Annotated in this window: 18 protein-coding genes and 6 pseudogenes; 9 read left to right on the top strand and 15 right to left on the bottom strand. The window is 58.6% G+C overall.

Features of this window, described 5'->3' with window-relative positions; all coding sequences use genetic code 11:
• From ASD03_RS11150 to ASD03_RS11140, 3 genes are all read right to left on the bottom strand, one after another.
• The gene (locus ASD03_RS11150; RefSeq protein ID WP_057213540.1) at positions 1–987 is read right to left on the bottom strand and encodes a flavin reductase; all 987 of its coding nucleotides are present in this window, start codon (positions 985–987) and stop codon (positions 1–3) included.
• 178 nt (positions 988–1,165) lie between these two features.
• A complete protein-coding gene (locus ASD03_RS11145; RefSeq protein ID WP_057213537.1) occupies positions 1,166–2,971 on the bottom strand; it encodes a helix-turn-helix domain-containing protein in 1,806 nt (601 codons plus the stop codon).
• A gap of 264 nt (positions 2,972–3,235) precedes the next feature.
• Positions 3,236–4,579, bottom strand: coding sequence for an amidohydrolase (locus ASD03_RS11140; protein WP_199197060.1), 1,344 nt, complete (start codon positions 4,577–4,579; stop codon positions 3,236–3,238).
• 362 nt (positions 4,580–4,941) lie between these two features.
• On the opposite strand from ASD03_RS11140, the gene ASD03_RS11135 reads away from it, so the two are divergent.
• The 5 genes and pseudogenes from ASD03_RS11135 to ASD03_RS40400 form a co-directional block, all read left to right on the top strand.
• Positions 4,942–5,544, top strand: coding sequence for an amino acid synthesis family protein (locus ASD03_RS11135; protein ID WP_057213534.1), 603 nt, complete (start codon positions 4,942–4,944; stop codon positions 5,542–5,544).
• Between the two features lie 38 nt (positions 5,545–5,582).
• Positions 5,583–6,065 (top strand): Lrp/AsnC family transcriptional regulator, encoded by a 483-nt coding sequence (locus tag ASD03_RS11130; protein WP_057213533.1) that lies wholly within the window; start codon positions 5,583–5,585, stop codon positions 6,063–6,065.
• A 204-nt stretch (positions 6,066–6,269) separates the two neighbouring features.
• On the top strand, positions 6,270–6,710 hold the full coding sequence (locus tag ASD03_RS11125) for a hypothetical protein (protein WP_057213530.1): 441 nt from the start codon (positions 6,270–6,272) through the stop codon (positions 6,708–6,710).
• Positions 6,711–7,637: 927 nt separating this feature from the next.
• Positions 7,638–7,887: pseudogene (locus tag ASD03_RS38835) on the top strand (helix-turn-helix domain-containing protein); the annotation flags it as partial.
• Position 7,888: 1 nt separating this feature from the next.
• A pseudogene (locus ASD03_RS40400) lies at positions 7,889–8,121 on the top strand (IS30 family transposase); the annotation flags it as partial.
• Between the two features lie 307 nt (positions 8,122–8,428).
• On the opposite strand, the gene ASD03_RS11115 reads toward ASD03_RS40400, so the two are convergent.
• The 5 genes and pseudogenes from ASD03_RS11115 to ASD03_RS11095 all read right to left on the bottom strand — a co-directional run bounded on the left by ASD03_RS11115 (position 8,429) and on the right by ASD03_RS11095 (position 13,789).
• On the bottom strand, positions 8,429–8,821 hold the full coding sequence (locus ASD03_RS11115; RefSeq protein ID WP_057213707.1) for a type II toxin-antitoxin system VapC family toxin: 393 nt from the start codon (positions 8,819–8,821) through the stop codon (positions 8,429–8,431).
• Positions 8,821–9,063, bottom strand: coding sequence for a type II toxin-antitoxin system prevent-host-death family antitoxin (locus tag ASD03_RS11110; protein ID WP_057213527.1), 243 nt, complete (start codon positions 9,061–9,063; stop codon positions 8,821–8,823). Before ASD03_RS11110 ends, ASD03_RS11115 begins: the two co-directional genes overlap by 1 nt.
• A gap of 123 nt (positions 9,064–9,186) precedes the next feature.
• Positions 9,187–9,441, bottom strand: a pseudogene (locus ASD03_RS11105) (transposase); the annotation flags it as partial.
• 122 nt (positions 9,442–9,563) lie between these two features.
• Positions 9,564–12,674: an efflux RND transporter permease subunit gene (locus ASD03_RS11100; protein ID WP_057213523.1), complete on the bottom strand. Its 3,111-nt coding sequence runs from the start codon at positions 12,672–12,674 to the stop codon at positions 9,564–9,566.
• Entirely contained in the window at positions 12,674–13,789 is a 1,116-nt protein-coding gene (locus tag ASD03_RS11095) for an efflux RND transporter periplasmic adaptor subunit (RefSeq protein ID WP_057213520.1), read from the bottom strand. The genes ASD03_RS11100 and ASD03_RS11095 overlap by 1 nt, the downstream gene beginning before the upstream one ends.
• A 99-nt stretch (positions 13,790–13,888) precedes the next feature.
• Here ASD03_RS11095 and ASD03_RS11090 point away from each other — a divergent pair, with 99 nt between their 5' ends.
• Positions 13,889–14,476 (top strand): TetR/AcrR family transcriptional regulator, encoded by a 588-nt coding sequence (locus tag ASD03_RS11090; RefSeq protein WP_057213517.1) that lies wholly within the window; start codon positions 13,889–13,891, stop codon positions 14,474–14,476.
• A gap of 94 nt (positions 14,477–14,570) precedes the next feature.
• A pseudogene (locus ASD03_RS11085) lies at positions 14,571–14,921 on the top strand (beta-ketoacyl-[acyl-carrier-protein] synthase II); the annotation flags it as partial.
• A 608-nt stretch (positions 14,922–15,529) separates the two neighbouring features.
• Here ASD03_RS11085 and ASD03_RS11080 read toward each other — a convergent pair.
• Both ASD03_RS11080 and ASD03_RS11075 read right to left on the bottom strand, forming a co-directional pair.
• Positions 15,530–15,937, bottom strand: coding sequence for a type II toxin-antitoxin system VapC family toxin (locus tag ASD03_RS11080; protein WP_057213511.1), 408 nt, complete (start codon positions 15,935–15,937; stop codon positions 15,530–15,532).
• A complete protein-coding gene (locus ASD03_RS11075) occupies positions 15,937–16,191 on the bottom strand; it encodes a type II toxin-antitoxin system Phd/YefM family antitoxin (protein ID WP_057213508.1) in 255 nt (84 codons plus the stop codon). Before ASD03_RS11075 ends, ASD03_RS11080 begins: the two co-directional genes overlap by 1 nt.
• Before the next feature lie 437 nt (positions 16,192–16,628).
• Between ASD03_RS11075 and ASD03_RS11070 the strand changes: the two genes are divergently transcribed.
• A complete protein-coding gene (locus ASD03_RS11070) occupies positions 16,629–17,024 on the top strand; it encodes a PRC-barrel domain-containing protein (RefSeq protein WP_057213506.1) in 396 nt (131 codons plus the stop codon).
• 211 nt (positions 17,025–17,235) lie between these two features.
• On the opposite strand, the gene ASD03_RS11065 is transcribed toward ASD03_RS11070, so the two are convergent.
• The gene (locus ASD03_RS11065; protein ID WP_057213503.1) at positions 17,236–17,556 is read right to left on the bottom strand and encodes a hypothetical protein; all 321 of its coding nucleotides are present in this window, start codon (positions 17,554–17,556) and stop codon (positions 17,236–17,238) included.
• Between the two features lie 705 nt (positions 17,557–18,261).
• Positions 18,262–18,432 carry a hypothetical protein gene (locus ASD03_RS38825; protein ID WP_156407934.1) on the bottom strand — a complete coding sequence of 57 codons (171 nt, stop codon included), beginning with the start codon at positions 18,430–18,432 and terminating at the stop codon, positions 18,262–18,264.
• Positions 18,433–18,755: 323 nt separating this feature from the next.
• On the opposite strand from ASD03_RS38825, the gene ASD03_RS11055 reads away from it, so the two are divergent.
• Positions 18,756–19,043, top strand: a complete 288-nt coding sequence (locus ASD03_RS11055) for a hypothetical protein (RefSeq protein WP_057213496.1) — start codon at positions 18,756–18,758, stop codon at positions 19,041–19,043.
• Positions 19,044–19,421: 378 nt separating this feature from the next.
• Here ASD03_RS11055 and ASD03_RS38820 read toward each other — a convergent pair.
• The 3 genes and pseudogenes from ASD03_RS38820 to ASD03_RS11040 form a co-directional block, all read right to left on the bottom strand.
• Positions 19,422–19,666: pseudogene (locus ASD03_RS38820) on the bottom strand (IS5/IS1182 family transposase); the annotation flags it as partial.
• 144 nt (positions 19,667–19,810) lie between these two features.
• Entirely contained in the window at positions 19,811–21,445 is a 1,635-nt protein-coding gene (groL, locus tag ASD03_RS11045) for a chaperonin GroEL (protein ID WP_057213490.1), read from the bottom strand.
• Between the two features lie 48 nt (positions 21,446–21,493).
• A pseudogene (locus tag ASD03_RS11040) lies at positions 21,494–21,807 on the bottom strand (co-chaperone GroES).
• Positions 21,808–22,003: the final 196 nt, after the last annotated feature.

The following is a 22,003-nucleotide window of genomic DNA, read 5'->3' as shown; positions in this document are numbered from 1 at the left end:
TCACTGTCCTTGGTCTTGGGAGGCTTGAAGCCAGGCACGGGCTTCGCCGTCGATCATCGCGACGCGACCGCCGTCATCAGAATCCATGTAGATGCCGAAGCGCCCCGCCTGCCGCTCGCGCACATAGCGCCGCAGCATGGAACGCAGTTCATGGGTGGCGATCGCGTCATAGGGCAAATCGTCGATCGAGAAAAAGCGAAGATCACCAGGTAGGCTGCTCCCCTCGCCGGCAAGGCGGGCGCGGTAAACAAGATAACCCGGATCGCTGTCGGCAACGTCGAATACGGAATAGAGAAACGTTTCTTCCGGTACGAGGCGAAGCGCATCGCCGCCGTCGACGACGAGCTGGCTATCCGCCTTTCGACGCCGTGCCGATGGCAGCACCCAGTTGCCCTTGCCGTCCGAGCGCAGCAGCAGACCATCGCCAGCTTCGATGAGATAGCCGATGATCATGCCATGAGAAGCAAGCCAGCCATTCGGCAGCGGATCCTTCACGCTGGCGTAGCGCCCCCTGCAGAAGCCAAGCGGCGCAGTCGGGCTTGTGCCGAAGGCGCGAACCTCACCGATCAAGATCGCATGGTCGCCGGCGTCAACCGTGTTTGAGGTGGTGCAGTCGAACCAGGTCAAACTGTCTGTCAGCACCGGCGCACCCGTGTGGATGTGGTCATGCGTCACCGATTGGAACTTGTCCTGCGACTTCGAGGCGAAGATCCCGGAAACATCGACCTGTCCCTCATGCAGAACGTTGACGGCAAAGCATCCGGCTCTGGTGAAGGCGTGGTAGCTCGATGCCGACTTCGCCACGCACACGAGCAGCAAAGGCGGGTCCAACGAAACGGAGGTAAAGGAGTTTGCGGTCATGCCGCGCGGCGTGCCGTCCTCGTCACGCGTCGTGATCACGGTAACACCGGTCACGAACGTGCCGAAGGCGCGACGCAGCGCTATGGGATCGATAGGCGCGTCGGTCGATGCGGCTGTCTCGGTCATTCCTCAATGCCTCCTCTCCATCAGGTTGAGTAGAGGCTATCCCCGAGTTACCGACCATTCTTCCACGCCTTCGTAGGAGCAAAGGGAAAACGTCTCCGCCGATCCATAGGAGCATGAAGCAGGCCGAGAACGAGCGCTGCGATCGCCGCGCAACAGGTGGTCAGACCAGGAGGAAAAATCAGCCGCGGGCGGCGGAGCGATTGTCGATGACGCCGTTGAGGCGGATCGCGAGCTCGACGGCGAAACGCTTCTCCGGCGTTTCGACATCTATGCCGAAAAGCTCCTGAATGCGCGACAGCCGGTAACGCAGTGTTGTCACATGCAGGCCCATCGCATCGGCGCAGGCCTGACTGCGACAGCCCTCCTGCAAATAGATCGACAAGGTTTCCAGGTAGGGCGTTCCGTTCTGGCGGTCGTGGTCGGCAATGGCGCCTATGCTTTCTTCCACGAAGCCTCGGACATCGCCGGCCTCGCAAGCAGCGACCAGCATCGGAAGCGGACCGAAGTCCTGGGCTGCGAGCGATCCGGTCAAGCCGAAAGAGCGGCCGATCCGGATCATGCGGGCGCAGCGCTCCCAAGCGGCCGGATAGTCGGCGAGCGCCGCGCAGCGATTGCCGGCCACCACGATCGGCTCCTCATCAAAATATCGGCCCAACTCCTCCGCAATGCGGCGTGTGAGCTTTACCAGGCGCTCCTGTCGCTTGCTGGCGTCGTAAGGGACCAGGCAGACGGCACCACCAGCGATGGCGACCAGACCCGCCGGCAATGACGCCTGCTGCATGATGCGCGAAAGCGTGTGCTCGACATCGACGGACGCGCCGCCGAAAGCCTTGGTCTTGTCGGGAAAATCGATGACGATCATCTGCTGAGGCACGGAGAAACTAAGCCCAAGGCGCTGAGCACGCTGGGAGATATCATTCGCGTCGCGCCAGCGGCCCTCCACCACCTCGAAGAAAAGCTCAGTCTGGGTTCGCGTCTCAAAGCGGAAGCGAATGAAGCTGCGCATCATCTGTACACTCAGCGCAAATTTGGCGCTATCCAGCATCATCAGATCCAGGTCGCTGAATTCCTGCGGCGAAGGGAAAATGATCAGTGCGCCGACCAATTGCATGTCGACCATGAGCGCTTCGACGCGCGCGGAAATCTTGAAACGGTGATTACCGAGATCGAGAAACAGACTTGTCTCTTCGCTCGCGCCCCTTTCGGCCGCATCACGCGCCGCCTTCATCAGCGCACGGGCGAGCAAAGTCGAGGCCGCATCCTGCCAGCCATTGTCATCGATCAGCGTCGGCTTCGGCGACCTGCCGGCCATGACGTGGTTTGCGGTGAAATCGACGACAACCGTTGGATTGGGTATCATTGCGCCAACCATCGCTGAAAGCGATGACACCGATCCGTCGCTCAACACATGCTCCAGAAGCGAGGTGTGCGCCTTGAGCGTCCGCTCCAGACGCTGCGCAGACACTTTCTGTGCCTCCAGCTGATGTTCGCGCTCGACCGCAATGGCACCAAGGTGGATGATCGACCCGAGAAAGGCGAGATCATCCTCTGAGACCTCCGTCACCTGCCGCGCAATGACACTGAGCACCATAGGGCGGCCCTCCGCGTCCCTGCAATTCATCGGCATCACGAGAACGGTGCGATAGTCGCGCTCGAAGGCTTCTTTTCGATAGCCTGGAAAGTCGACCGTTTCCCGCGCGTCACGAATATAGACTGGCTCGTTGCGCTGGAGCGCGATCAGTGACGGGCTTGTCGCCAGTTCCCATTTGTCCGGCAGTTGCCGATCAATCAGCGTGGGATCGTGGCGCACGATCACATGGGCGTAGCCGTGTGCCGCATCGATGCCCATTATCGATCCCAAGGCCCAGTTGGCATGACGGCAGGCGGCGGCGATGAGCTGCTGCAGTACGGTCCGCAAGTCGCCGCCGCTGTTGATTTGGCTGGCGACGTCGCGGAGCGACAATATCCGGGACTTCTGATCCAAATCGGCTCGCCTCTTGACTTCCGTCAACTACCATGCGCGCACAGACCGTATAAATCCACTATCTTTCATAGGAAAATTTGGACGGTTGATCCGACGAAACATAGGAACCAAAAGCTTCCGCAGGTGCAGCTTGCGAAAGACAATCAAATCTCCGGCTTACTTATCCGAGCCCGCATCCAGCACGTGTCATGCGAGTGTATTCAGACCTCGTGACCACCGGGCTCCCGATGACCACGAAAGCTGGAGTTTCTGCCGAACTATGTCTTAGTCCACGGCCGCCTTCTGGAGCACAGAGATCGCAAGGATCTTTGCACCCGTCTTGATGGACGTCTCCGGAGCCGGCGCAAAGAAGGGCGAATGGTTGGAAGCAACAGGTCTGTTTTCATGCAGGGCTTCTTCGATCTGTTCGGGAGAACTCCCGCCGATCCAATAAAAGATCGAGGGCACGCCCGCCTCGATAAACTCGGGATAGGTTTCCACTCCAAGCGTTGGCTGCACGGCGGCTGGTACATACACGATATCTGCGAAAGACCTATCCAATGCCGGCTTGATGTCACCGATCAGCTGCGACGAATTTGTGCCGGCCACAGCGCCGCCGCCGATGCGCAGCAATTCCGGCTCCGGGGCCTTAGCCGATTGTGCCGTCGTGCCGGCCACCCTGTGCATTGCTTCAAGCAGCAGCTTACGGGTCTCGGGCGTGGTCGAACGCATCGTCAGCTTGAGTTTGGCCTGATCAGGGATGATGTTGCCGGCTGTCCCCGCCTGAAAGCTGCCGATTGTGATCACACCGGGCTCGCGCGGGTCTTTCTCGCGGCTGACGACGGCCTGGATATCGGTGACGAAGCGGGCGCCCAATACGATCGGGTCGATCGAAAGGTGTGGTGCGCTACCGTGCGCCCCTCGGCCTTTGAAGGTCAGGTCAAACGTATCGGAGTTTCCGCTGAAGGCCCCGTCCTTCACGGTAATCTTGCCGGCAGGCTCGCCGTTCACATGCACCGCGAAACCGAAATCCGGCTTTGGGAACCTCTCGAACAGTCCCGCCTTGAGCATCGCCGTCGCGCCGCCGCCGATTTCTTCGGCTGGCTCGCCGACCAAAAGGAGCGTCCCGCGCCAATGATCCTTCATGTCGACCAACAATTGCGCAGCCCCGAGCCATGACGCCATGTGGATATCGTGGCCGCAGCTGTGGGCGACAAAGACCTTTGCGGAGGCGTCGGTGTTCCCGGGCCATTGGGTTGCCGGCACCTGTACCCGGCTAGCATAGTCAAGTCCGGTCTTTTCCTCCATCGGAAGGGCATCGAGTTCGGTGCGAAGCATAATCGTCGGTCCGTCACCATTCCTGAAGACACCGACGAGACCGGATTCGACACCGAAGCCTGCAGTTACCTCGAAGCCGAGCTTGTCAAGTTCAGCTGCCAGCAGCTTTGCGGTCCGAGTTTCGTGAAATCCGAGTTCGGGATTGGAATGGATATCCCGGTAAACCCTTTCAAGTTCGGGATATTTTTGTTCGATGAGTGCGTCTAGTTTTACGGTGTCCGCAAGAGCCGGGTTTGCAGAAACCTGCAGCGCGAGAAGCAGAGCGCTCGAATTGGCCAGTATCGTCTTCATTTGGGTCCCCTTCAGTCTCATTACGACAAGACGTTTCTTGACGGGACCATGATGAGGAGCACCGGCAGCGGGGGCATTCTCCTATACAGAGGAAAAGCAGCGGCAATTTTTCTCGCCACTGATCTAAAGTCTGCAATCTGGAGAGGCATTTCAGAGATCGATTACTTAAGGGCCGCAGCGATCCAGTCATCTGGAGAGATGGAACCTGCCGGGCCCCATCAGCCTTGGACGCTGCCGGCCAGCACATTGGTCTGCTTTCTTTCGCAGGATCGTTCGACGCTTCTCTTCATCCGAACATAGGAAGAATTCACCGGGCATCGCGGTAGGTTGTCGCAAGTTTCCACTATCAGCGGCTTCAGAGCATGACCCTCGGCATCAGAAAAATTTGCACTTTCCTGGAAGAGACCTTCGTAGAAGGCGGCAAGGCGGCCTCCCGTCCCGTCAATATCGTTGTCGTGGCAGCGGTAATCCGTAACCCTTGGGCCGGGCGAGGCTTTGTCGACGATCTCCGGCCGGAGATCATCCGCATCGCCGGCGAACTGAGCCATGAAATGACCGACCGGCTATTGCGCCAGCTGGCTCCGGAAAGGATCGAGGCTTGCGGCAAGGCAGCCGCGGTCGGGATCAACGGAGAGATCGAACATGCCTCGGCGATGATCCATACTTTGCGGTTCGGCAATCCCTTCCGCGAAGCGATCGGCGGCACCAACTATCTGGAATTTGCCAATACCCGCAATGCGCCAGGTGCTCTTCTGTGCCTGCCGATGATGCACAAGAGTGAGAACGGCAAGCGATCGCATTTCCTCACAGCCAATTTCCAGATCGCCGATGCGCCAGGCCCGGATGAGATCATCGTTGCCATCGGCGCTTCCGATAGCGGTCGTGCCCATGCACGCATCGCCGACCGCTTCCAGGACATCGCCGAAATGGAAGCCGAAAAAATGGCCTCGCTCAGCAGGGCCTGACCAAGGCAAGCACGCGGAGACCGGCGCAGGAGTTTGCCATGAGACTTGACGCGATTGACCTGCGCATCCTTGACGCCATCCAGCGGGATGGCCGCATCACCAAACTCGCGCTCGCCGAAAAGGCGGGCCTCTCTCCAACGCCGTGCTGGATGCGACTGCGCAAGCTGGAGAAGGCCGGCATCATCAGCGGCTATCATGCACGCCTGTCGCTGCGACGCGTCGCCCCGGTCGCCAGCCTGGTGGTCGAGATCACCCTGGCCAACCACCGCCAGGCCGACTTCGACCGGTTCGAAAGGGTCGTCCGCGACATTCGCGAGATCGTCTGCTGCTGGTCGGTCGGCGGCGGCGTCGACTATATCCTGAAGGTGGTTGCAGCCGATATCGATGCCTACCAGCGCCTGATCGACGCGCTTCTCGACCGCGAACTCGGCATCGCCCGCTACTTTACCTACATCGTTACCAAGACCGTGAAGGAAGATCCAGTCGTGCCCGTTTCTGTGCTCGTGGCCGATGGAGCCTAAGCAGCCGAGCGTTGGCTGCCACCGACCCTGCCACCGAGACTATGTGTGCCATCCACCTCGTTTCGTGGCGGCCTTCTTCCAGACGGATTCAGGCCGCGTGCCTGGAACTAATGACGGGCGAGACGGTTTGAGCTGTGACTCTTTGGCATGACGCTGACGTGCCCTCCTGGCTGGGTAAGCCTCGATTTTGAGGAGATTTGCATCATGAAGATTTCGTCCAGATTTCGTTCAGTCGCGGCTGCGGTTATCGCTGTAGCAGGAATCAGCTTTGCCGGCTCCGCGCATGCCGACAGCGGTACGATCAGCTTCTCAGTCTACAAGGCTGCCTTCTTTGTGGGTGGCTCTGGGGGCGAGGGCACGCTGACCTTCCATGGTCGCCGCTATCCCATCTCTGTCGGGGGCCTCTCGGGCGGCCTCGCCTTCGGGGCTTCGAAGACCTATTTCCAGGGTACGGTTAGCCACATTCGCCGCGCCCGGGATGTGACGGGGGTCTACGGTGCGGTGGGCGGTGGCGGCGCGCTCGGCAAAGGGGCCCAAGTAATCGTCATGACCAATGACAAGGGCGCCCGACTCGAACTCTCAGGCAAGCAGGTAGGCCTGCAAGTCAACGCCGATCTCAGCGGCATTGCCATCACGGTGAAGTAAGGGCCGTCGCTCCGATCGTCGTCCCTGCAGTCGGTCCACTACGCTGAATACAAAGGCCAGCGCTGCCATCTAAGAAGCGGCCGTTCCACTTCGGCCCCGAACGCAACGTTAGAGGATTCGATTTGGTACTCCCGGCGCTCCTTGTTCGTTCCGATGGCTAGTCGAACCGCAAAGTTCCACCGACTGAGACGATCGGAAGCTGGCAATATGCACCAGTCGGCATGTTCGATGTCGAGAGGATTGATGCCGTGTTCTTTGACCTTATAATCCAGGGCCACCGATAGTGTCGGGTGCCTCGGCAGCGCGTGTCGTCAACCAGAGGAGCGTGGAAGCCGGTATCCCGCGCATCAGCCGCAACGATCAGCGACGATCGCCTTGAAGGATCCGAACGGTCGACCCCAGAGCGCTAAGCGCCTGATTTTGATGGGCTGCACACCTACCCATAGGCGCACTACAGTTCTGGATGGAAGTAGGCATTGCTGCGCAATGTTTTGCCGCAATTTTTCCGCTGGATCGGCAGATTGGAAATAGAACAAAGAGTAGACAGAAATTCATCTGTATAGAATAGGTAACCGGCAAGACAGCGAACCCATGCGTGCACGATTCGGGAGCTAGCCGTGACTTTCGTTACCCATCGCGACCCTATCGACACTCCCGTTCTCCGCAAGGAAAGAGGCGCATTCTTCACGCCTCCGGCGATTACCCGTTTCATTTCGAAATGGGAGGTACATTCTAATTCGAAGTGCGACATGCCAATGATTTCAATGGTTTCCCCTTGGAGATTTTGGGATGTCACGAAGCTATTCGCAGCTGAATCTGGCGGATCGTCGCCGCCTCTATCACTTTGTCGAACGCAAGGTGCCGATCAATGAAATGGCGCGCCAACTCGGTCGTCACCGTTCCACCATCTATCGCGAGATCAGGCGNCGCCGCCTCTATCACTTTGTCGAACGCAAGGTGCCGATCAATGAAATGGCGCGCCAACTCGGTCGTCACCGTTCCACCATCTATCGCGAGATCAGGCGCAATACATTCCACGATCGCGAACTGCCCGAATACAGCGGCTACTTCCCAACGGTTGCCGACGACATCCGCAAAGAGCGGCGGCGGCGTTTGAGGAAGCTGATGCGGCACCCGCAATTGCGCGCACTGGTCATCGAGCAGCTGGAGGCGCTGTNTTGCCGACGACATCCGCAAAGAGCGGCGGCGGCGTTTGAGGAAGCTGATGCGGCACCCGCAATTGCGCGCACTGGTCATCGAGCAGCTGGAGGCGCTGCGGTCACCGGAACAGATCGCCGGTCGCCTGTTCGCCGATGGCGTGAGCGCCGTGCGTGTCTGCACCGAGACGATCTATCGCTTCATCTATGGCAAGGAAGATCAGGCGCTGGAGCTCTATCGGCATCTACCGGAAGGCTCCCTATAGAGCTTTGAAGTCGATACATTCTGCGATTTCTTGAGCAAAGTTTTGACAAGCGCCTCCAAGCCTCCTCGATCGCACGCAATTCAACCTTAAGCCTGCGGGAACATCATTACCAAACAAGTAGAACGTCTGGGTACTTGACGCCGGGGGCGCAAATCGTGCGTCCAGCTCGGTGCAATCGCAAAGATAAATGAACGTCCTTGAAGCGCCTACGCCTCGGCGCGACTGAGGGAAACACTAACACTGGGGAATTCGTCCACACCGGCGCGCTCCGAATGAGCGAGCAGGGGATTTCGCGCTATTTTTGCATACAGCGAATGGGAGCTGGATACTGCCCGACCAGTTCATCGACAGTCAACAAGGTGACACCCTCCACGATCGATTGAGCGACTAAAATCCGATCAAAGGGGTCCTTATGGATCGCTGGCAGTCCATCCACCGCTACTGCGTGTTCGCTGGTGATTGGGAGCTTTTGGTAGCCGTTATCGATGAGACCGCGGCGAAGTAGTCGTGGATCTACGGTAAAATCGGCCCGGCCAAGTCCGCGCTTGATGGCCACCTCCCAAAGACTCGCCGCGCTAAATAGCAAGACATTTTCGGTATTCTCGATTTCAGCCAAAGCGGCGGGCGGCAGTTTCCCAGGCTCTCCCGCAGCCCAAAGCAGAAGACGCGTATCCAGCAGGAGTTTCATCATTCGCCGCCAAACAGTTTCTCGATATTTTCGTCACCCATACGATCGAAGTCTTCCGGTACGGAAAACTGCCCCGCCATGAATCCGACGCGACGAGTTTCGTCGGCGGCAGGAGTCTCGACCGCGACGACCTTCACCAAAGGCTTACCCGATTTGGCGATGATAAAGGACTCGCCTTTCGCTGCTTTCTCAATGAGCCGGGACAAATGAGTTTTCGCCTCGTGAATATTTACAGTGTGCATGGCCCTACCTCGAACTTAGTCTTATAAACTTAGGTTTCGGCCTGATAGCAAGCGAAGCCCCGCGAAGAATCGACTTTGACGCCAAGCGGCCCAGAGAAGAACTAGGCTGCAGTGACGAATTAATCATTTGAGCCAGAGCATGATGCTTGCGAGTTTTATGAAGCCGAGGAAATTGGCGGCGAGCTTGTCATAGCGTGTAGCGATGCGTCGCCATTGTTTGAGTTTGGCAAAGAAGCTATCGATGCCCCATCGCTATTTGTAAGCGATGCGATCATTGACATGTTGATGCTTGCGATGCCGGCGCGGCGGAACGACTGGTTCGCCGCCTTGATCAAGGATGAGGTCATGCAGGCTGTCTGCATCATAAGCGCGATCGGCTGTCTTCCGGTAACCGATGCGGCGAAAGTGTCCTTCCGTCACATCGAGTATACGCTCGCGCCACATCTCGACTTCGGTGCCCGTGCGCCCCTGTGGGATCGTGATACGTGGCATGGACGCCCCTATTCTGCCGCCAGCGCCATCGGCTGTGCCAGATGTTCGACCGTTTCCTCTTTCCCATCTGCTTTGGGTGGCTTGATACGGAACCACACGGCATACAGGGCCGGAAGGAAGAGCAGGATCATCACTGTGCCTGCCGCTGTGCCACCGATCAGAGTATAAGCCATCGACCCCCAGAACACCGAATGGGTCAAAGGTATGAAGGCCAGGATTGCCGCGAGAGCAGTCAGGATGACAGGGCGCGTGCGCTGCACAGTGGCTTCGATGACAGCATGGTAGCCATCGAGACCAGCCGCCTGGTTCTCCTTGATCTGCTCAGTGAGGATCAACGTGTTTCGCATCAGGATGCCTGCGAGCCCGATCAATCCGAGAATAGCGTTGAAGCCGAATGGCTGATTGAACAAGAACAAGGTCGGAACCACTCCGGCAAGACCAAGCGGTGCGGTCAGCATCACCATTGTCATTGTCGATAGACTGCGAACCTGCAGGATGATGACGATCAACATAGCTGTGATCATCAGTGGGAAAACCTGCACAAGGGCAACGTTGGCCTTCAGGGACTCCTCGATGTTGCCGCCCATTTCGATGCGGTATCCAACTGGAAGCGATGCGATCAGCGGCTGAAGGGCCTTCATGACCTGTTGCGAGACCTCCGGAGGCTGTGTCGCCTCGTTGATGTCCGACCTGATGGTGATGACCGGGGTCCGGTCGCGGCGTTTCAGGATCGGTTCCTCGAAGCGGATCTCGGAATGCCCGATCTGATCCAGGGGAACCTGGCGGCCATTCCGGCTCATCAGCGAAAAGTCGGCAAGCCTTGATGGATCGAGGCGATTCTCGCCAGCGCTGCGTGCGACGACAGGCACGTTGCGGATATTGTCGCGAACCTGTGTGACAGGAATACCGCTGAGCAGCAACTGCATCTGCTGAGCCGCCTCCGACGGTGAAAGACCGATCAGATTAAGCCTCTCCTGATCCGAAATAAAGCGTAACACCGGCGTACGGTTGCCCCAATCCCGGTTGGCCTGACGGACATCGGGCACAGTTTTCATAATTGCCAGAGCTTGCTCGGAAATCTTGTAGAGTTCATCCTGATCAGGCCCCATGATCCGGAACTCGACTGGGAACGGCGTATACGGTCCAAATACGAGCTGGGTCACGCGCACGGAGGCCTCGGGAACAAGACCCTCCGATATTGCGGCACGAAGGCGGTGCTTCAGTTCTTCGCGTGCATGGGCATCCGGCGTCAGCACGACGACCTTGGCGAAGGCGGGATCTGGCAATTCCGGAGCCATGGCAAAGAAGAACCGGGGTGCGCCCTGCCCGACATAGCTAGTGACGATCTTTGTCTCTGGCTGAGCCTGTAGCCAATCTTCGACTTTCTTCACCGCCGATGATGTGGCCTCGATGCCCGTGCCTTCGGGCATGCGCACTTCAACCAGCACCTCGGGGCGGTCCGATGTCGGGAAGAACTGCTGCTTCACACCGCCCATCCCGACGACCGAGACGGCCATGGCGATGCCAACCACGGCGCATACCATAAATTTATGCCGGACGGCGAACTCGATGACGGAACGCAGGCGACGGTAGTTCGGCGTATCGTAGATGGCGTGATGACCGCCCTCGACTGGCTTGATGTTTGGCAGCATCTTTACGCCAAGGTAGGGCGTAAACGTCACCGCGACGATCCAGGATACGATCAGCGCGAAACCGACGACCCAGAAGATATTGCCAGCGTACTCGCCAGCCGTTGATTTTGCGAAACCCACGGGCATCAGTCCGATGATCGTGACCAGCGTGCCCGACAGCATCGGCGCCGCGGTATGGCTCCAGGCATAGGCGGCCGCCTTGATGCGGTCCATGCCCTCTTCCATCTTCACGACCATGACTTCTATCGCGATGATGGCATCGTCAACCAGAAGCCCCAGTGCAAGGATCAAGGCGCCGAGCGTAATGCGATCGAAAAACCGCCCTGTTTCCAGCATGATGAGGAAGACAACCGCAAGTGTGAGCGGCACGGCAAGGGCCACGACGATACCGACACGCCAGCCCAGTGCAACCAGGCTTACGAACAGAACGACACCAAGCGCCATTGCGAACTTGAGCATGAACTCACCGACCGCCTCATCGATGTTCACGGCCTGATCGCTGACCTTCGTGAGAGTCATGCCCAGCGGCAGTGTCTGCGCGATCGCGGCGGACCGAGCCTCAAGCGCCTTGCCGAGATCCAGTCCGTTCCAGCCCGCTTGCATCACCGCGCCCAGCATGATCGCGGGTTCGCCCTCATGGCGGATGACATAGGTTGCGGGGTCCTGATAACCGCGTCGCACATCGGCCAGATCGGAGAGCTTAAGTGTTCGTCCAGCAGCAACAATGGGCGTGTCGGCAATCGCCTGCACGCTATTGTAGGCCCCGTCGAACCGGATAAAGACCTGTGGCCCTCTGGTGTCGATTGAGCCCGCGGGCGTGACTGTGTTCTGTCTCTGTAAAGCAGCAGCGATATCCTGCGCCGATATTCCAAGTGTTGCCAGCTTGGCATAGGAAAATTCGACGAAGATCTGTTCTGGGCGCTCTCCGAGAATGTTGATTTTCTTAACTCCGGGGACATGCAGGAGATCCTGGCGGATGACCTCGGCCTGCCGGACGAGGTCGCGCATCGGCATCCCCTTCGCCTTCAATGCGTAAAGGCCGAAGCTGACATCGGAATACTCGTCGTTGACAAACGGGCCAATAACGCCCGGGGGCAAATTTCGGGCTTCGTCACCGAGCTTCTTGCGAGCCTGATAGAACTCCTCTTCGACGGCAGATGCTGGCGTGTTGTCCTTGAGCGTAACTGTGAGGAATGCGTAGCCTGGCCGCGTTGTCGTCTCGACACGGTCGTACCATGTGAGTTCCTGGATACGCTTCTCTAGGGGCTCCGCCACAAGATCCTGCATTTCGCGCGCTGTGGCACCCGGCCAAACCAATGTGACTGTCAATGTCTTGATGGTGAAGGAGGGATCCTCGGCGCGTCCCAGCTTAACGAAGGCGTAGGCGCCCGCAGCTGCTAGCAGAACGATGAAGAACAAGGTAACGGCGCGTTCGCGAACGGCGATGGCGGAAAGGTTGAGGTTCATTACTTTGTCACCTCTTGCTTCGGGGCAACCCTGACGGTCGCGCCATTTTCAAGCAGATGCGCGCCGAGAGCGACAACCTGTTGGCCAACCCCCACTCCGATAACAAACGCCGTCTCTTCGCCGATCCGCTTCACTTCGATCGGCGTAAACTTCACGGATGAAGATGTGTTATCGACCACCCAGACACCTGTCCGACTACCGTCGTCCAGAATGGCGCCGACTGGCACGGCAACCTCCGATTGGCGGTCAGCATCCAGAATTCTGATTGTCACAGTCGAGCCAATCGGGGCTGAGGCCGCGTTGCCTTCGAGAATATAACGCGCCTCGTAAGTCCGAGTTTGGGGATCGGCAGAATCGGAAATCTGTCGCAGCCTTGCCTTGCCGCTTAGACCCCCGCCTCCATAGACACTGGCCTGCGCTTCGGAACCGATCTTCGGCCGCAGGGTCTCTGGTAGCCAGACAACAGCTTCACGCGGCCCCGCCTGGGCAAGTTGAATGACGGTCTGACCCGCTGCAACGACCTGCCCGGGATCTCCGAGAGTATCGACGACAATTCCATCCGAATCTGCTAGAAGAGCGCTATAGCTGGCCGCGTTTTCCGCGACCTCGGCTTCCGCTTCAGCTGCTGCAAGTTGTGCCATGGCCGTGTCGAGCGCCGCCTTAGCTTGTTCATAGCGTTGTGGAGTGGCTGCCAAGCCATTTTTCACCAGCACCGCATAGCGTTTCTCGTCTGCTTGCACCTGGGTCAGAACGGCCCGTGCTGCGGTAGCGGTATTGCGCTTCGCTGTCAGCGCAAGCTGGAGATCGGTCTCGTCAATGCGCATCAGAGCCTGACCTTGCCTGACCTGCTGTCCCACATCCACCATCCGCTCAACGATCTTGCCCGGAACTCGAAATCCGAGATTGCTCTGTACCCGGGAAGCGACCGCGCCGGTAAACGAGCGTTCCGCTGTTCCAGTCCTCGCCGCCTCAGCCACTCTTACCAGTGGTGAAGCTGTCCTTGGGTCGGCAGCCTCGGCCTCCCGTCTGGCGGGTTCGAAAACCAGGAAAAAGGCACCGGCTGCCCCTGCCGCTGCCACGAGACCTACGATCGTCAGGACATGTTTGGGTTTCATTTTCAGTTTCTCTTCTTGACCGGTGATAAGGATAATTTAGATTGCGATCTAACTCTAATTGCGTTATAGATGTCAAATTAAATCTAAACGGAGGTCGATATGAGAGTGAGCCGGGCACAGGCCGAGGAGAACCGCGAGACGGTGATCAACGTCGCAAGTCGTCTTTTTCGAGAACATGGCTTCGATGGCATCGGGCTCAAGGATCTGATGAAGGGTGCTGGCCTTACCCAAGGTGGTTTCTACAAGCAGTTCGCGTCGAAGGACGACCTTGCTGCGCTGGCCTCGAGGCGCGCAATGGAAAGTGCTACCCGAAGATGGTCAGCGGCGGCGGCGAACAGTCCGGATCCGCTTGAAGCCGTCATGGAGTTCTATCTCTCCTCGGACCACAGAGGCGAAAAAGCAGAGGGTTGCCCTCTGGTGGCGTTGGGATCGGACGCGGCTCGCCAGAGCGAAGAGGTAAGGCGCCCATTTGAAGACGGGATCCGGGCTCACTTTGAAGTTCTGAATGAACTGATCGGCGACGAAAAGGCCTCTAATCCCAGCAGTAGGGCAATGGCCATACTGTCACTCATGGTGGGGGCGGTTACGCTGTCACGGATCATGGAAGACGAGAATTTGTCGCAAGGGATCCTCGACGCGGCGGCCAGCGAAGTCAGACGCATTGCGCGTGGTGACGATGTCGCCTGAAGGCTGAGCTGGTTCGATGACTCGGCGCGAATAAGGACCAGCTTTAATTACCGCCCGGTTCGGGAGAGAGCGTCTACGAGGCCGTACGTCTAGAATTTCTTCGCTTGAGATCGGTCATCTGAACGCGCACGCCACCTCGAACCGGTCGGATCTCGGTGAAATCAGGGCGATCAAGGGCGTTTTTGGTTCCAAAAAGGACCGTGGCTGTCAGCGGGACGAAATCGGCCACGGGACATCTGCTCGGCGCGGCCGGAGGACTGAAGGCCATATTCACGGTTCTGGCGCTCATCAACCAGATCGAACCACGGACCTTGAAATTGAATGCTCCGGATCCGGAAGCCGACGGTATCGATTTCGTCGCGAACGAAGCACACGAATACGCCATCGAAATGGCTTCGGCTTTGGCGGGGTCAATGCCAGTGCACGCTTCCGGCGCTGGGCAGAAGGGGCGCTGGCCGGAAACCGCCGCGCGCGCCGCGTCCTGTTTAGGCGCCTGGAGCTATCGCCACCCCGCCAGGGTGACGGAAACCATTCGCGTCCGGCTTGAGGGTCTGCCGAAGGCGGTGCGGGAGATCGCCTGGAAAGTGCATACACGGCTGTGCGACCGCTAACGGCGCCTGAAGGCTGCGGGCAAGAAAAACCCATGTCGTTGCGGCGATCGCGAGATGGCAGCGTCCCTGTGGGCTGCCCCCAGCACGGGGCGCCGCCTCATTGAGGGGCTTTGCCCGCGCCGGAGCCTCGGCGGACATCAGGGCAGCACAGAGACGGGATGGGCCGCGGTGGGGAATTCCCGGCGACTCTATGTGGCCGGATATCAGATTCCAACGCCCGACTTTTAGACAGGGATGGCCCAAAACGAATTACGGAAGTGCGGTAACCAACCCGCGGATAAGAGCTGGATCAGCCGTCGTCTGAAGGCCTCCCGTCCCCATCAACGGTAACAAAATCGGTGTCAAAGACATGGGGCGCATAAGTCCGCAGATCGAAAACAGGAAACCGGTACTTCCGTCGAATGGACTCAATAAATCCGGCATACAACGGGTGACCGACGCCTCACGCCGACTTCTCCCAAGGGTTGATCACGGAGGCGTCTGTGTCTTCGAAATCCTTGACGTTGCGTGTGACAAGGATGAGATCGTGGACGATCGCAGTCGCGGCGATCAACCCGTCAATATCGCCGCGAGGGCGGATTGCCGCGATGCGGCCCCATTCGGCCGCGATTTGGGCGGTTATCGGCAAAATGCGGTTGCCATGGTCGTGGCGCAGCTTGCGCAACCATTCGGTCAGGTGCGCGGCAGTCTTTGGATCCGACCTCTGTTTCAGGGCAATGCCGCACATGATTTCGCCGAGGGTGAGCGCACTCAGGTGGATGCTGAGCGGATCGACAGAGCGCAGCCAAGACACCGCCTGCGGCGTGCCGCGTCGCGCCTCTGAAACGATGTTGGTGTCAACCAGATACATCAGAAGGCCACATCGCGGCTTGGCGTCTTGACGCGTACAGTCACCACATCAGCGAGCTGATCGTCCCAAGAAGGACCGCCAAGCAGATCGTCGACCAGCGTTGGCCGGCCGGCGCGCAGAGCGTCGTAGTCGTGAGCGGACAGCACGACGGCCGTGCGCTCACCGCGCAGCGTGACAGTCTGCGGCCCTTCATGGCGCGCCTTCTGCACCACCTTCGAGAATTGGTTCTTGGCGTCCTGCAGTTGCCATTCCATAGTTTCGCTCCATTTTGGCTAGACTGTCTAGCTATATAGTCCTATTTGTCTGCCCTTGAAAGTGCCAATGTACCACGCGGTCGATCGACGACCTGCGCGCAACGCCACATGATCAGCGATCTCGATAACCGAGCTGCGCGGCAGATCTCGAAACAGATCTCGAGCCGTCCGGGCGACGGCTCGCACCAATTCCGACGTTGTGAGTTGTTTGTATAGACGCAAACCAAGAGAAAACGCCCATGGACTGGGATCGGGCCGAAGGCAATTGGAGGTAACTCAAACAGGACTGCCTGGCATGAACGATTCTGAATCCCCACAGCCCCCATATTGGCTCGAATAGCGGTGCACGAAACCGGCGTAATTAACTGAGGTCGTTGGAACTTTTGCTCACATCAGGGCGTTTCCGGGTTCATGAACATGCTCAAAGGAGTGGGACCATGCGACCTATTCTGACTGCTCTTGCTGCGACTGCGATGATCGTAGGAACGGCTGCCGCGCAGACGGCCGAAACCACGACCACCGAAACCTTCGTCACCGCCAAGCCGACCGATGTGCTGAGCTACAATCTCATCAATCTCAACGTCACCAACAATGCCAACGAGGCGATCGGGGAGATCAAGGATTTGATCCTGTCGGACGACCAGCTGACGGGGTACATCGTGTCGGTTGGCGGGTTTCTGGGGATGGGAGATCGCTATGTAATCGTGAGCCCGAAGGCCGTCAAAATCACATACGTCGAAAACGACAAGAAGTGGACGGCGGTGATGGACGCGACCAAGGATCAGCTCAAGACGGCCCCGGAGTTCAAATACGAAGGCCGCTGGGAACGCTAGTCCGAGTAGCGGACAAATATGAAAAGGTTTGAGGACGGAGCCTTCTCCCTCGCAAGCGAAGTCTCAATCCGGAAGGAGCGGTCCTCCAGGCTACGGGCCTGGTCGTCTGACTGCCCGTGAAGGGCGGTCAGGTATTAGAGGGTTAGAGGGTTAGAGGGTTAGAGGGTTAGCGGACGGCGCCATCGTACCTAGTTACAGTCGACCGTCGTCCCTACTTCGAGAACGTTCTACCCTGATCTTCGCCCGGGGCTTTCATTCTGCCGACCATGCCGGCCAACTCGGAAAAGCATGGAAGATCCGCCTCGGGCTGGCAGCGATTAGCGAGTTGCAGTAGCAGTATCGGGAAACTGATCGCATCACGATGCACCGGCGACAGTCCCTGCCAGGCTTCGCCACCTGTCTCGATCGCCTCAGCCTTTCGCAATGCGATCTCGATGTCTTCGGCCGATAACAGGCCGCGCCGAACCAACACGTGATTGATGGAAGCAATCGCCATCAGTAGCCCTTCGATCTGGAGGTTCGCGAGGTTCATGACTGCCTCCACCTAATAAATGCACTCCGCGTAAAAAGGCCGGAAACGAAACGCTGAAAGCACTTCTTCCCGGCCTCTCCTCCCTTCCAAGCGCCGCGGAAGGTTGATAAATAAACACTTCCGATGCTGTATTGTTCCCCTCCTTGTCTTTGCGGACGGCGGCTCGGCGATCGTGGTATCTCGGATTACCTCATTGCGATCTTGATCGCGATCATACTGCACCTTGATCGACACATTGGTTGCAGAGGTTCGCGCGGTGACGACAGTAAGGCGAGGTCGCAGGCGCCGGTGTCCTGCTGACCATCTGGGCCTGTTGTTTTACGCCACGTCCTAGAGTTTGCAGATGCCTATCGTCATCGGAGTGATCGGCGAGCAATGCTCGTAGCTCCCGCGGGAATGGCATTGGCGCCTGGGCTGGTTTAGCGGCTCAACCGTGCGGATTCGGTAAATCGAGATAGTCATTTCAGCGGTTGCGGACAAGCGTTTCGCTAAGTCGCGGTCCAACGTCGGTGTTTACGGCCTGCCCGGTCGCTGCATGTTGCATGGGAGGACGACCATCGGCGTCGCCCTGAGGCGGTCTGAATGCCCAGACAAGGATAACCGACACTGCCACCAGCAACAGTGAAAAGACCAAGCGGGAGGACATTGTGGCTCTCCTTCATTGAAGGCGACCAGCGACGGTCGGGGGCCCGCATGGTCAGATCATCAATTGCGGGCAAGAAACCGCAGAAGCGCCTTTTGCAACGTCTCGGCAGCCGTTCGGTTCAGGGCCACTTCGATCGGGCCCTCGTCGCATTCCAGGCAGAGCGTGCCGATCAGCGGCGCCTTATGGAGGGTGATGATGTCGCTTTCGTAGAGCTTGTTCGGCTCGGACATGGCGTCCCCAATTCCAAACAAAGAGCTTACCACATTCGCAGCGGATACGCGGCTTTTTCCTCGCACGATGGCACCTGGCCATCGCTCGGTGGGACAGGTGTCGCAGCCTCCAGAGAAACATCGGAACGAATAGGAGAGTTCACGTCGACCGACAGGCACAACCGCCTCAATTGGAACTCCATCGACCCGCTATGCTATAGACAAGTTGATTTGGCCGAATGTGGCTTTCGCCGTAGAACTTCGCACCGCCCCAATCCCCTGAATTCTCGACACACAAGCAGGACCCCGCCGCCGCGCATACGCCGGCGTCGGAAGGAGACATCATGTTCAATCGAACCAACCATCGATCCATCCACTTCAATCGGCCCTTCCAGTTGCCCGACACCGTGGAAACGTTCGCGGCCGGCGACTACGACGTGGACGAAGACGAGGTCCTCATCGAAGGCCTTTCCTGGCTTGCCTACCGACGCGTTGCGACCTTTATCAAAGTGCCGGCAACGATAGAAAATCAGTATCGCATGCGCTTGATCGCGATCGAACCCGACGAACTTGAACGCATCATCACATTGGATGGTGCCGGGAACATTCCTAACTCGCTGCCACACGCTTAAAGATACCGCTGGGCGTAACCGAGCGGTTCACTGCGATACGAAGAACAGGAGAACGACGATGCCCCACCGAGAGCATGCACGCACCATTATACGCTGGAAGAACGAGGGCCACGCGCCACACCAAATTCATGGCCGCTATCAATTCGGCCGACGTGTTGAAGTGGACGGATCCTGGACGATCTACCACGTCTTTAGCGGCAAGCCTGCGAAGGTCGATGCGTGGAGAATGACTGGCCTCAATCGTGAGAATGCAGACCAAGCCCTCGACGTTCTCAATACATACTGAGCGCGACGCGAAGCCCGCTGCACAGGTTTGGTGCAGAGACCCGCACCTGAACGGATGGGAATCTTTGAAGTGGCATACGATGCCGTGGCTGCCTTGCGGACGGTTTTCGGGCGTGCGCACGGCAAGCATTCGTTTTAGGACTGCGCAGCCGAGGGCGACTTCGGTCTGCTGAGCGGGAAGCGACCGGCCCGTAAACGCCGCCTGATAATGGATTTGTATCGTCCGATGGCGGTCTCCGCAGCGAGCGTTTGCCGTAGCCGTTGAAGGCCTGCCATTTCATCCGGCCGTTTCTGCTGATTGCGGCAATATGCTGGTTCGTTGTGCCGGGTTCGTCACCCTCAACTTCATCTTCTCCAGATGATGGCGGCGGCAGGAGTTGTGTTCGAAAGGCATGGCTGCACTACAATTGCTGCATCGGAAACCTCTTGCCCAACCGACACCAATAAACGAACCGCGCACCGACGCCGTTCGGGCACTGTTCTCAGTATCCCATCCCGCCCATGCCGCCGTTACCGGCCGGCCGGGCAGATTCTTTTGAGGGAATGTCGGCGATCATCGCTTCGGCAGTGATCAGAAGTGCCGCGATTGAGCCAGCGTCCTGCAAAGCGGTTCGCACAACCTTCGCCGGGTCGATGATGCCCGCTTTGATCATATCGACATAGGTCTCCGTCTGCGCGTCAAAGCCTTGGTTGTGATTCCTGCTGTCGGTGAGTTTTCCCACGACGATCGAGCCTTCGAAACCGGCGTTCTCGGCAATCTGCCGGATCGGAGCTTCCAGCGCCCTGAGCACGATCGAGATGCCCGCCGTGACGTCCGCATTCGCTCCGGTCAGTCCGACCAGGACCGACCTCGCGCGCAACAGGGCAACACCACCGCCAGGAACAATGCCTTCCTCAGCCGCTGCGCGCGTGGCGTTCAGCGAATCGTCGATACGATCCTTCTTTTCCTTGACCTCGATTTCGGTCGCGCCGCCGACGCGGATGACCGCGACTCCGCCGGCGAGTTTCGCCAGGCGTTCCTGCAGTTTTTCCTTGTCATAGTCGGAGGTTGTCTCCTCGATCTGTGCCTTGATCTGCTGGATGCGCGCCTGGATGGTCGCCTTATCGCCGGAGCCGTCGATAATCGTGGTGGTGTCCTTCTCGATCAGCACGCGCTTGGCGTGGCCGAGCATGTCGAGCGTTACGTTGTCGAGCTTGATGCCGAGATCCTCAGAGATCATCTGGCCGGCCGTGAGGACGGCAATGTCTTCCAGTATGGCCCTGCGGCGGTCGCCGAAGCCCGGCGCCTTGACGGCCGCGATCTTCAGGCCACCGCGCAACTTGTTTACGACCAGCGTCGCCAGAACCTCGCCCTCGACATCCTCGCAGAGGATCAGAAACGGTTTGCCGCTCTGCACGACCGCCTCAAGTATCGGCAGCATCGCTTGCAAATTGCCAAGCTTCTTTTCGTGGATGAGGATGTAGGGGTCCTCCAGCTCCACGCGCATCTTCTCGGCATTGGTGACGAAATAGGGCGAGAGATAGCCGCGGTCGAATTGCATGCCCTCGACAACGTCGAGCTCGGTCTCGGCGGTCTTGGCTTCCTCGACGGTGATGACTCCCTCATTGCCGACCCTGTCCATTGCCTTGGCGATCATCTCGCCGACTGTCGCGTCGCCATTGGCGGCGATGGTACCGACTTGCGCAATTTCGCCTGTGGACTCGACCTTCTTGGCGCGCGCCCGGAGTTCCTTGACGACAGCAGCGACAGCAAGGTCGATGCCACGCTTGAGATCCATGGGGTTCATGCCGGCGGCGACGAGCTTGACGCCTTCGCGCAGGATGGAGGCAGCGAGCACAGTCGCCGTCGTGGTACCGTCGCCGGCAAGATCGTTGGTCTTAGAGGCCACCTCGCGCACCATCTGCGCGCCCATGTTCTCGAACTTGTCGGCCAGCTCGATTTCCCTTGCTACGGTGACGCCGTCCTTGGTGATGCGCGGCGCGCCGTAGGCCCTGTCGATGACAACGTTGCGGCCCTTGGGGCCTAGCGTCACCTTGACGGCGTTGTTGAGCAACTCGACACCGCGCAGCATGCGATCGCGCGCATCAGTGGAGAATTTGATTTCTTTGGCAGGCATTGTGTTCGTCCAGTTCGGTCTTGAGATTGCGGGTCGGAAAACCGACTGTCAGGCAGCTTTCTTGGCCGCGACGGTCTCTTCGACGAGGGGCATGATGTCGGGCTCGTCCATGATCAGGGGTCCTCGCCGTCGATCCTGAAATCGGTACCGGACCATTTGCCGAACAAGATCCTATCACCGACCTTGGCGTCGAGCGGAATCAGCTTGCCGCCTTCATTACGGGAGCCTCGACAGACGGCGATCACTTCGCCCTCCTGCGGCTTTTCCTCGGCAATGTCGCGAATGATGATCCCGCCCTTGGATTGGAGATAGCCTTGCGCGCGCCGGATGACGGCGCGGTCATGGAGTGGACGGATTTTCATAGAGATTCTTTCTGCGGCCTGCACATAGGGCGGCTGCAATCCTTAGATAGCACCTTTGGCACTCGATTGATAGGAGTGCCAAGAAATAGCCGTTAAGGCTTTGAGGGGTCAGTTCCGGCTGGGGCCGGTATGTGCCCTAAGCCTGCTCTAATGAGAGGCCTGCTTCGATCGCCTGAAAGCAACCGATCACTCAATC

The organism is Ensifer sp. Root127 (assembly GCF_001425225.1).
GTDB lineage: Bacteria > Pseudomonadota > Alphaproteobacteria > Rhizobiales > Rhizobiaceae > Ensifer > Ensifer canadensis.
The sequence above is the reverse complement of the archived record's forward strand: the minus strand, read 5'-3'. Positions and strand labels throughout refer to the sequence as shown.

Coding starts and splice junctions, on each gene's coding strand:
- ASD03_RS11150 (WP_057213540.1), bottom strand. CDS start 987: ATGACCGAGACAGCCGCATCGACCGACGCGCCTATCGATCCCATAGCG.
- ASD03_RS11140 (WP_199197060.1), bottom strand. CDS start 4,579: ATGAAGACGATACTGGCCAATTCGAGCGCTCTGCTTCTCGCGCTGCAG.
- ASD03_RS11135 (WP_057213534.1), top strand. CDS start 4,942: ATGACCCTCGGCATCAGAAAAATTTGCACTTTCCTGGAAGAGACCTTC.
- ASD03_RS11130 (WP_057213533.1), top strand. CDS start 5,583: ATGAGACTTGACGCGATTGACCTGCGCATCCTTGACGCCATCCAGCGG.
- ASD03_RS11125 (WP_057213530.1), top strand. CDS start 6,270: ATGAAGATTTCGTCCAGATTTCGTTCAGTCGCGGCTGCGGTTATCGCT.
- ASD03_RS11115 (WP_057213707.1), bottom strand. CDS start 8,821: ATGAAACTCCTGCTGGATACGCGTCTTCTGCTTTGGGCTGCGGGAGAG.
- ASD03_RS11110 (WP_057213527.1), bottom strand. CDS start 9,063: ATGCACACTGTAAATATTCACGAGGCGAAAACTCATTTGTCCCGGCTC.
- ASD03_RS11100 (WP_057213523.1), bottom strand. CDS start 12,674: ATGAACCTCAACCTTTCCGCCATCGCCGTTCGCGAACGCGCCGTTACC.
- ASD03_RS11095 (WP_057213520.1), bottom strand. CDS start 13,789: ATGAAACCCAAACATGTCCTGACGATCGTAGGTCTCGTGGCAGCGGCA.
- ASD03_RS11090 (WP_057213517.1), top strand. CDS start 13,889: ATGAGAGTGAGCCGGGCACAGGCCGAGGAGAACCGCGAGACGGTGATC.
- ASD03_RS11080 (WP_057213511.1), bottom strand. CDS start 15,937: ATGTATCTGGTTGACACCAACATCGTTTCAGAGGCGCGACGCGGCACG.
- ASD03_RS11075 (WP_057213508.1), bottom strand. CDS start 16,191: ATGGAATGGCAACTGCAGGACGCCAAGAACCAATTCTCGAAGGTGGTG.
- ASD03_RS11070 (WP_057213506.1), top strand. CDS start 16,629: ATGCGACCTATTCTGACTGCTCTTGCTGCGACTGCGATGATCGTAGGA.
- ASD03_RS11065 (WP_057213503.1), bottom strand. CDS start 17,556: ATGAACCTCGCGAACCTCCAGATCGAAGGGCTACTGATGGCGATTGCT.
- ASD03_RS38825 (WP_156407934.1), bottom strand. CDS start 18,432: ATGTCCGAGCCGAACAAGCTCTACGAAAGCGACATCATCACCCTCCAT.
- ASD03_RS11055 (WP_057213496.1), top strand. CDS start 18,756: ATGTTCAATCGAACCAACCATCGATCCATCCACTTCAATCGGCCCTTC.
- groL (WP_057213490.1), bottom strand. CDS start 21,445: ATGCCTGCCAAAGAAATCAAATTCTCCACTGATGCGCGCGATCGCATG.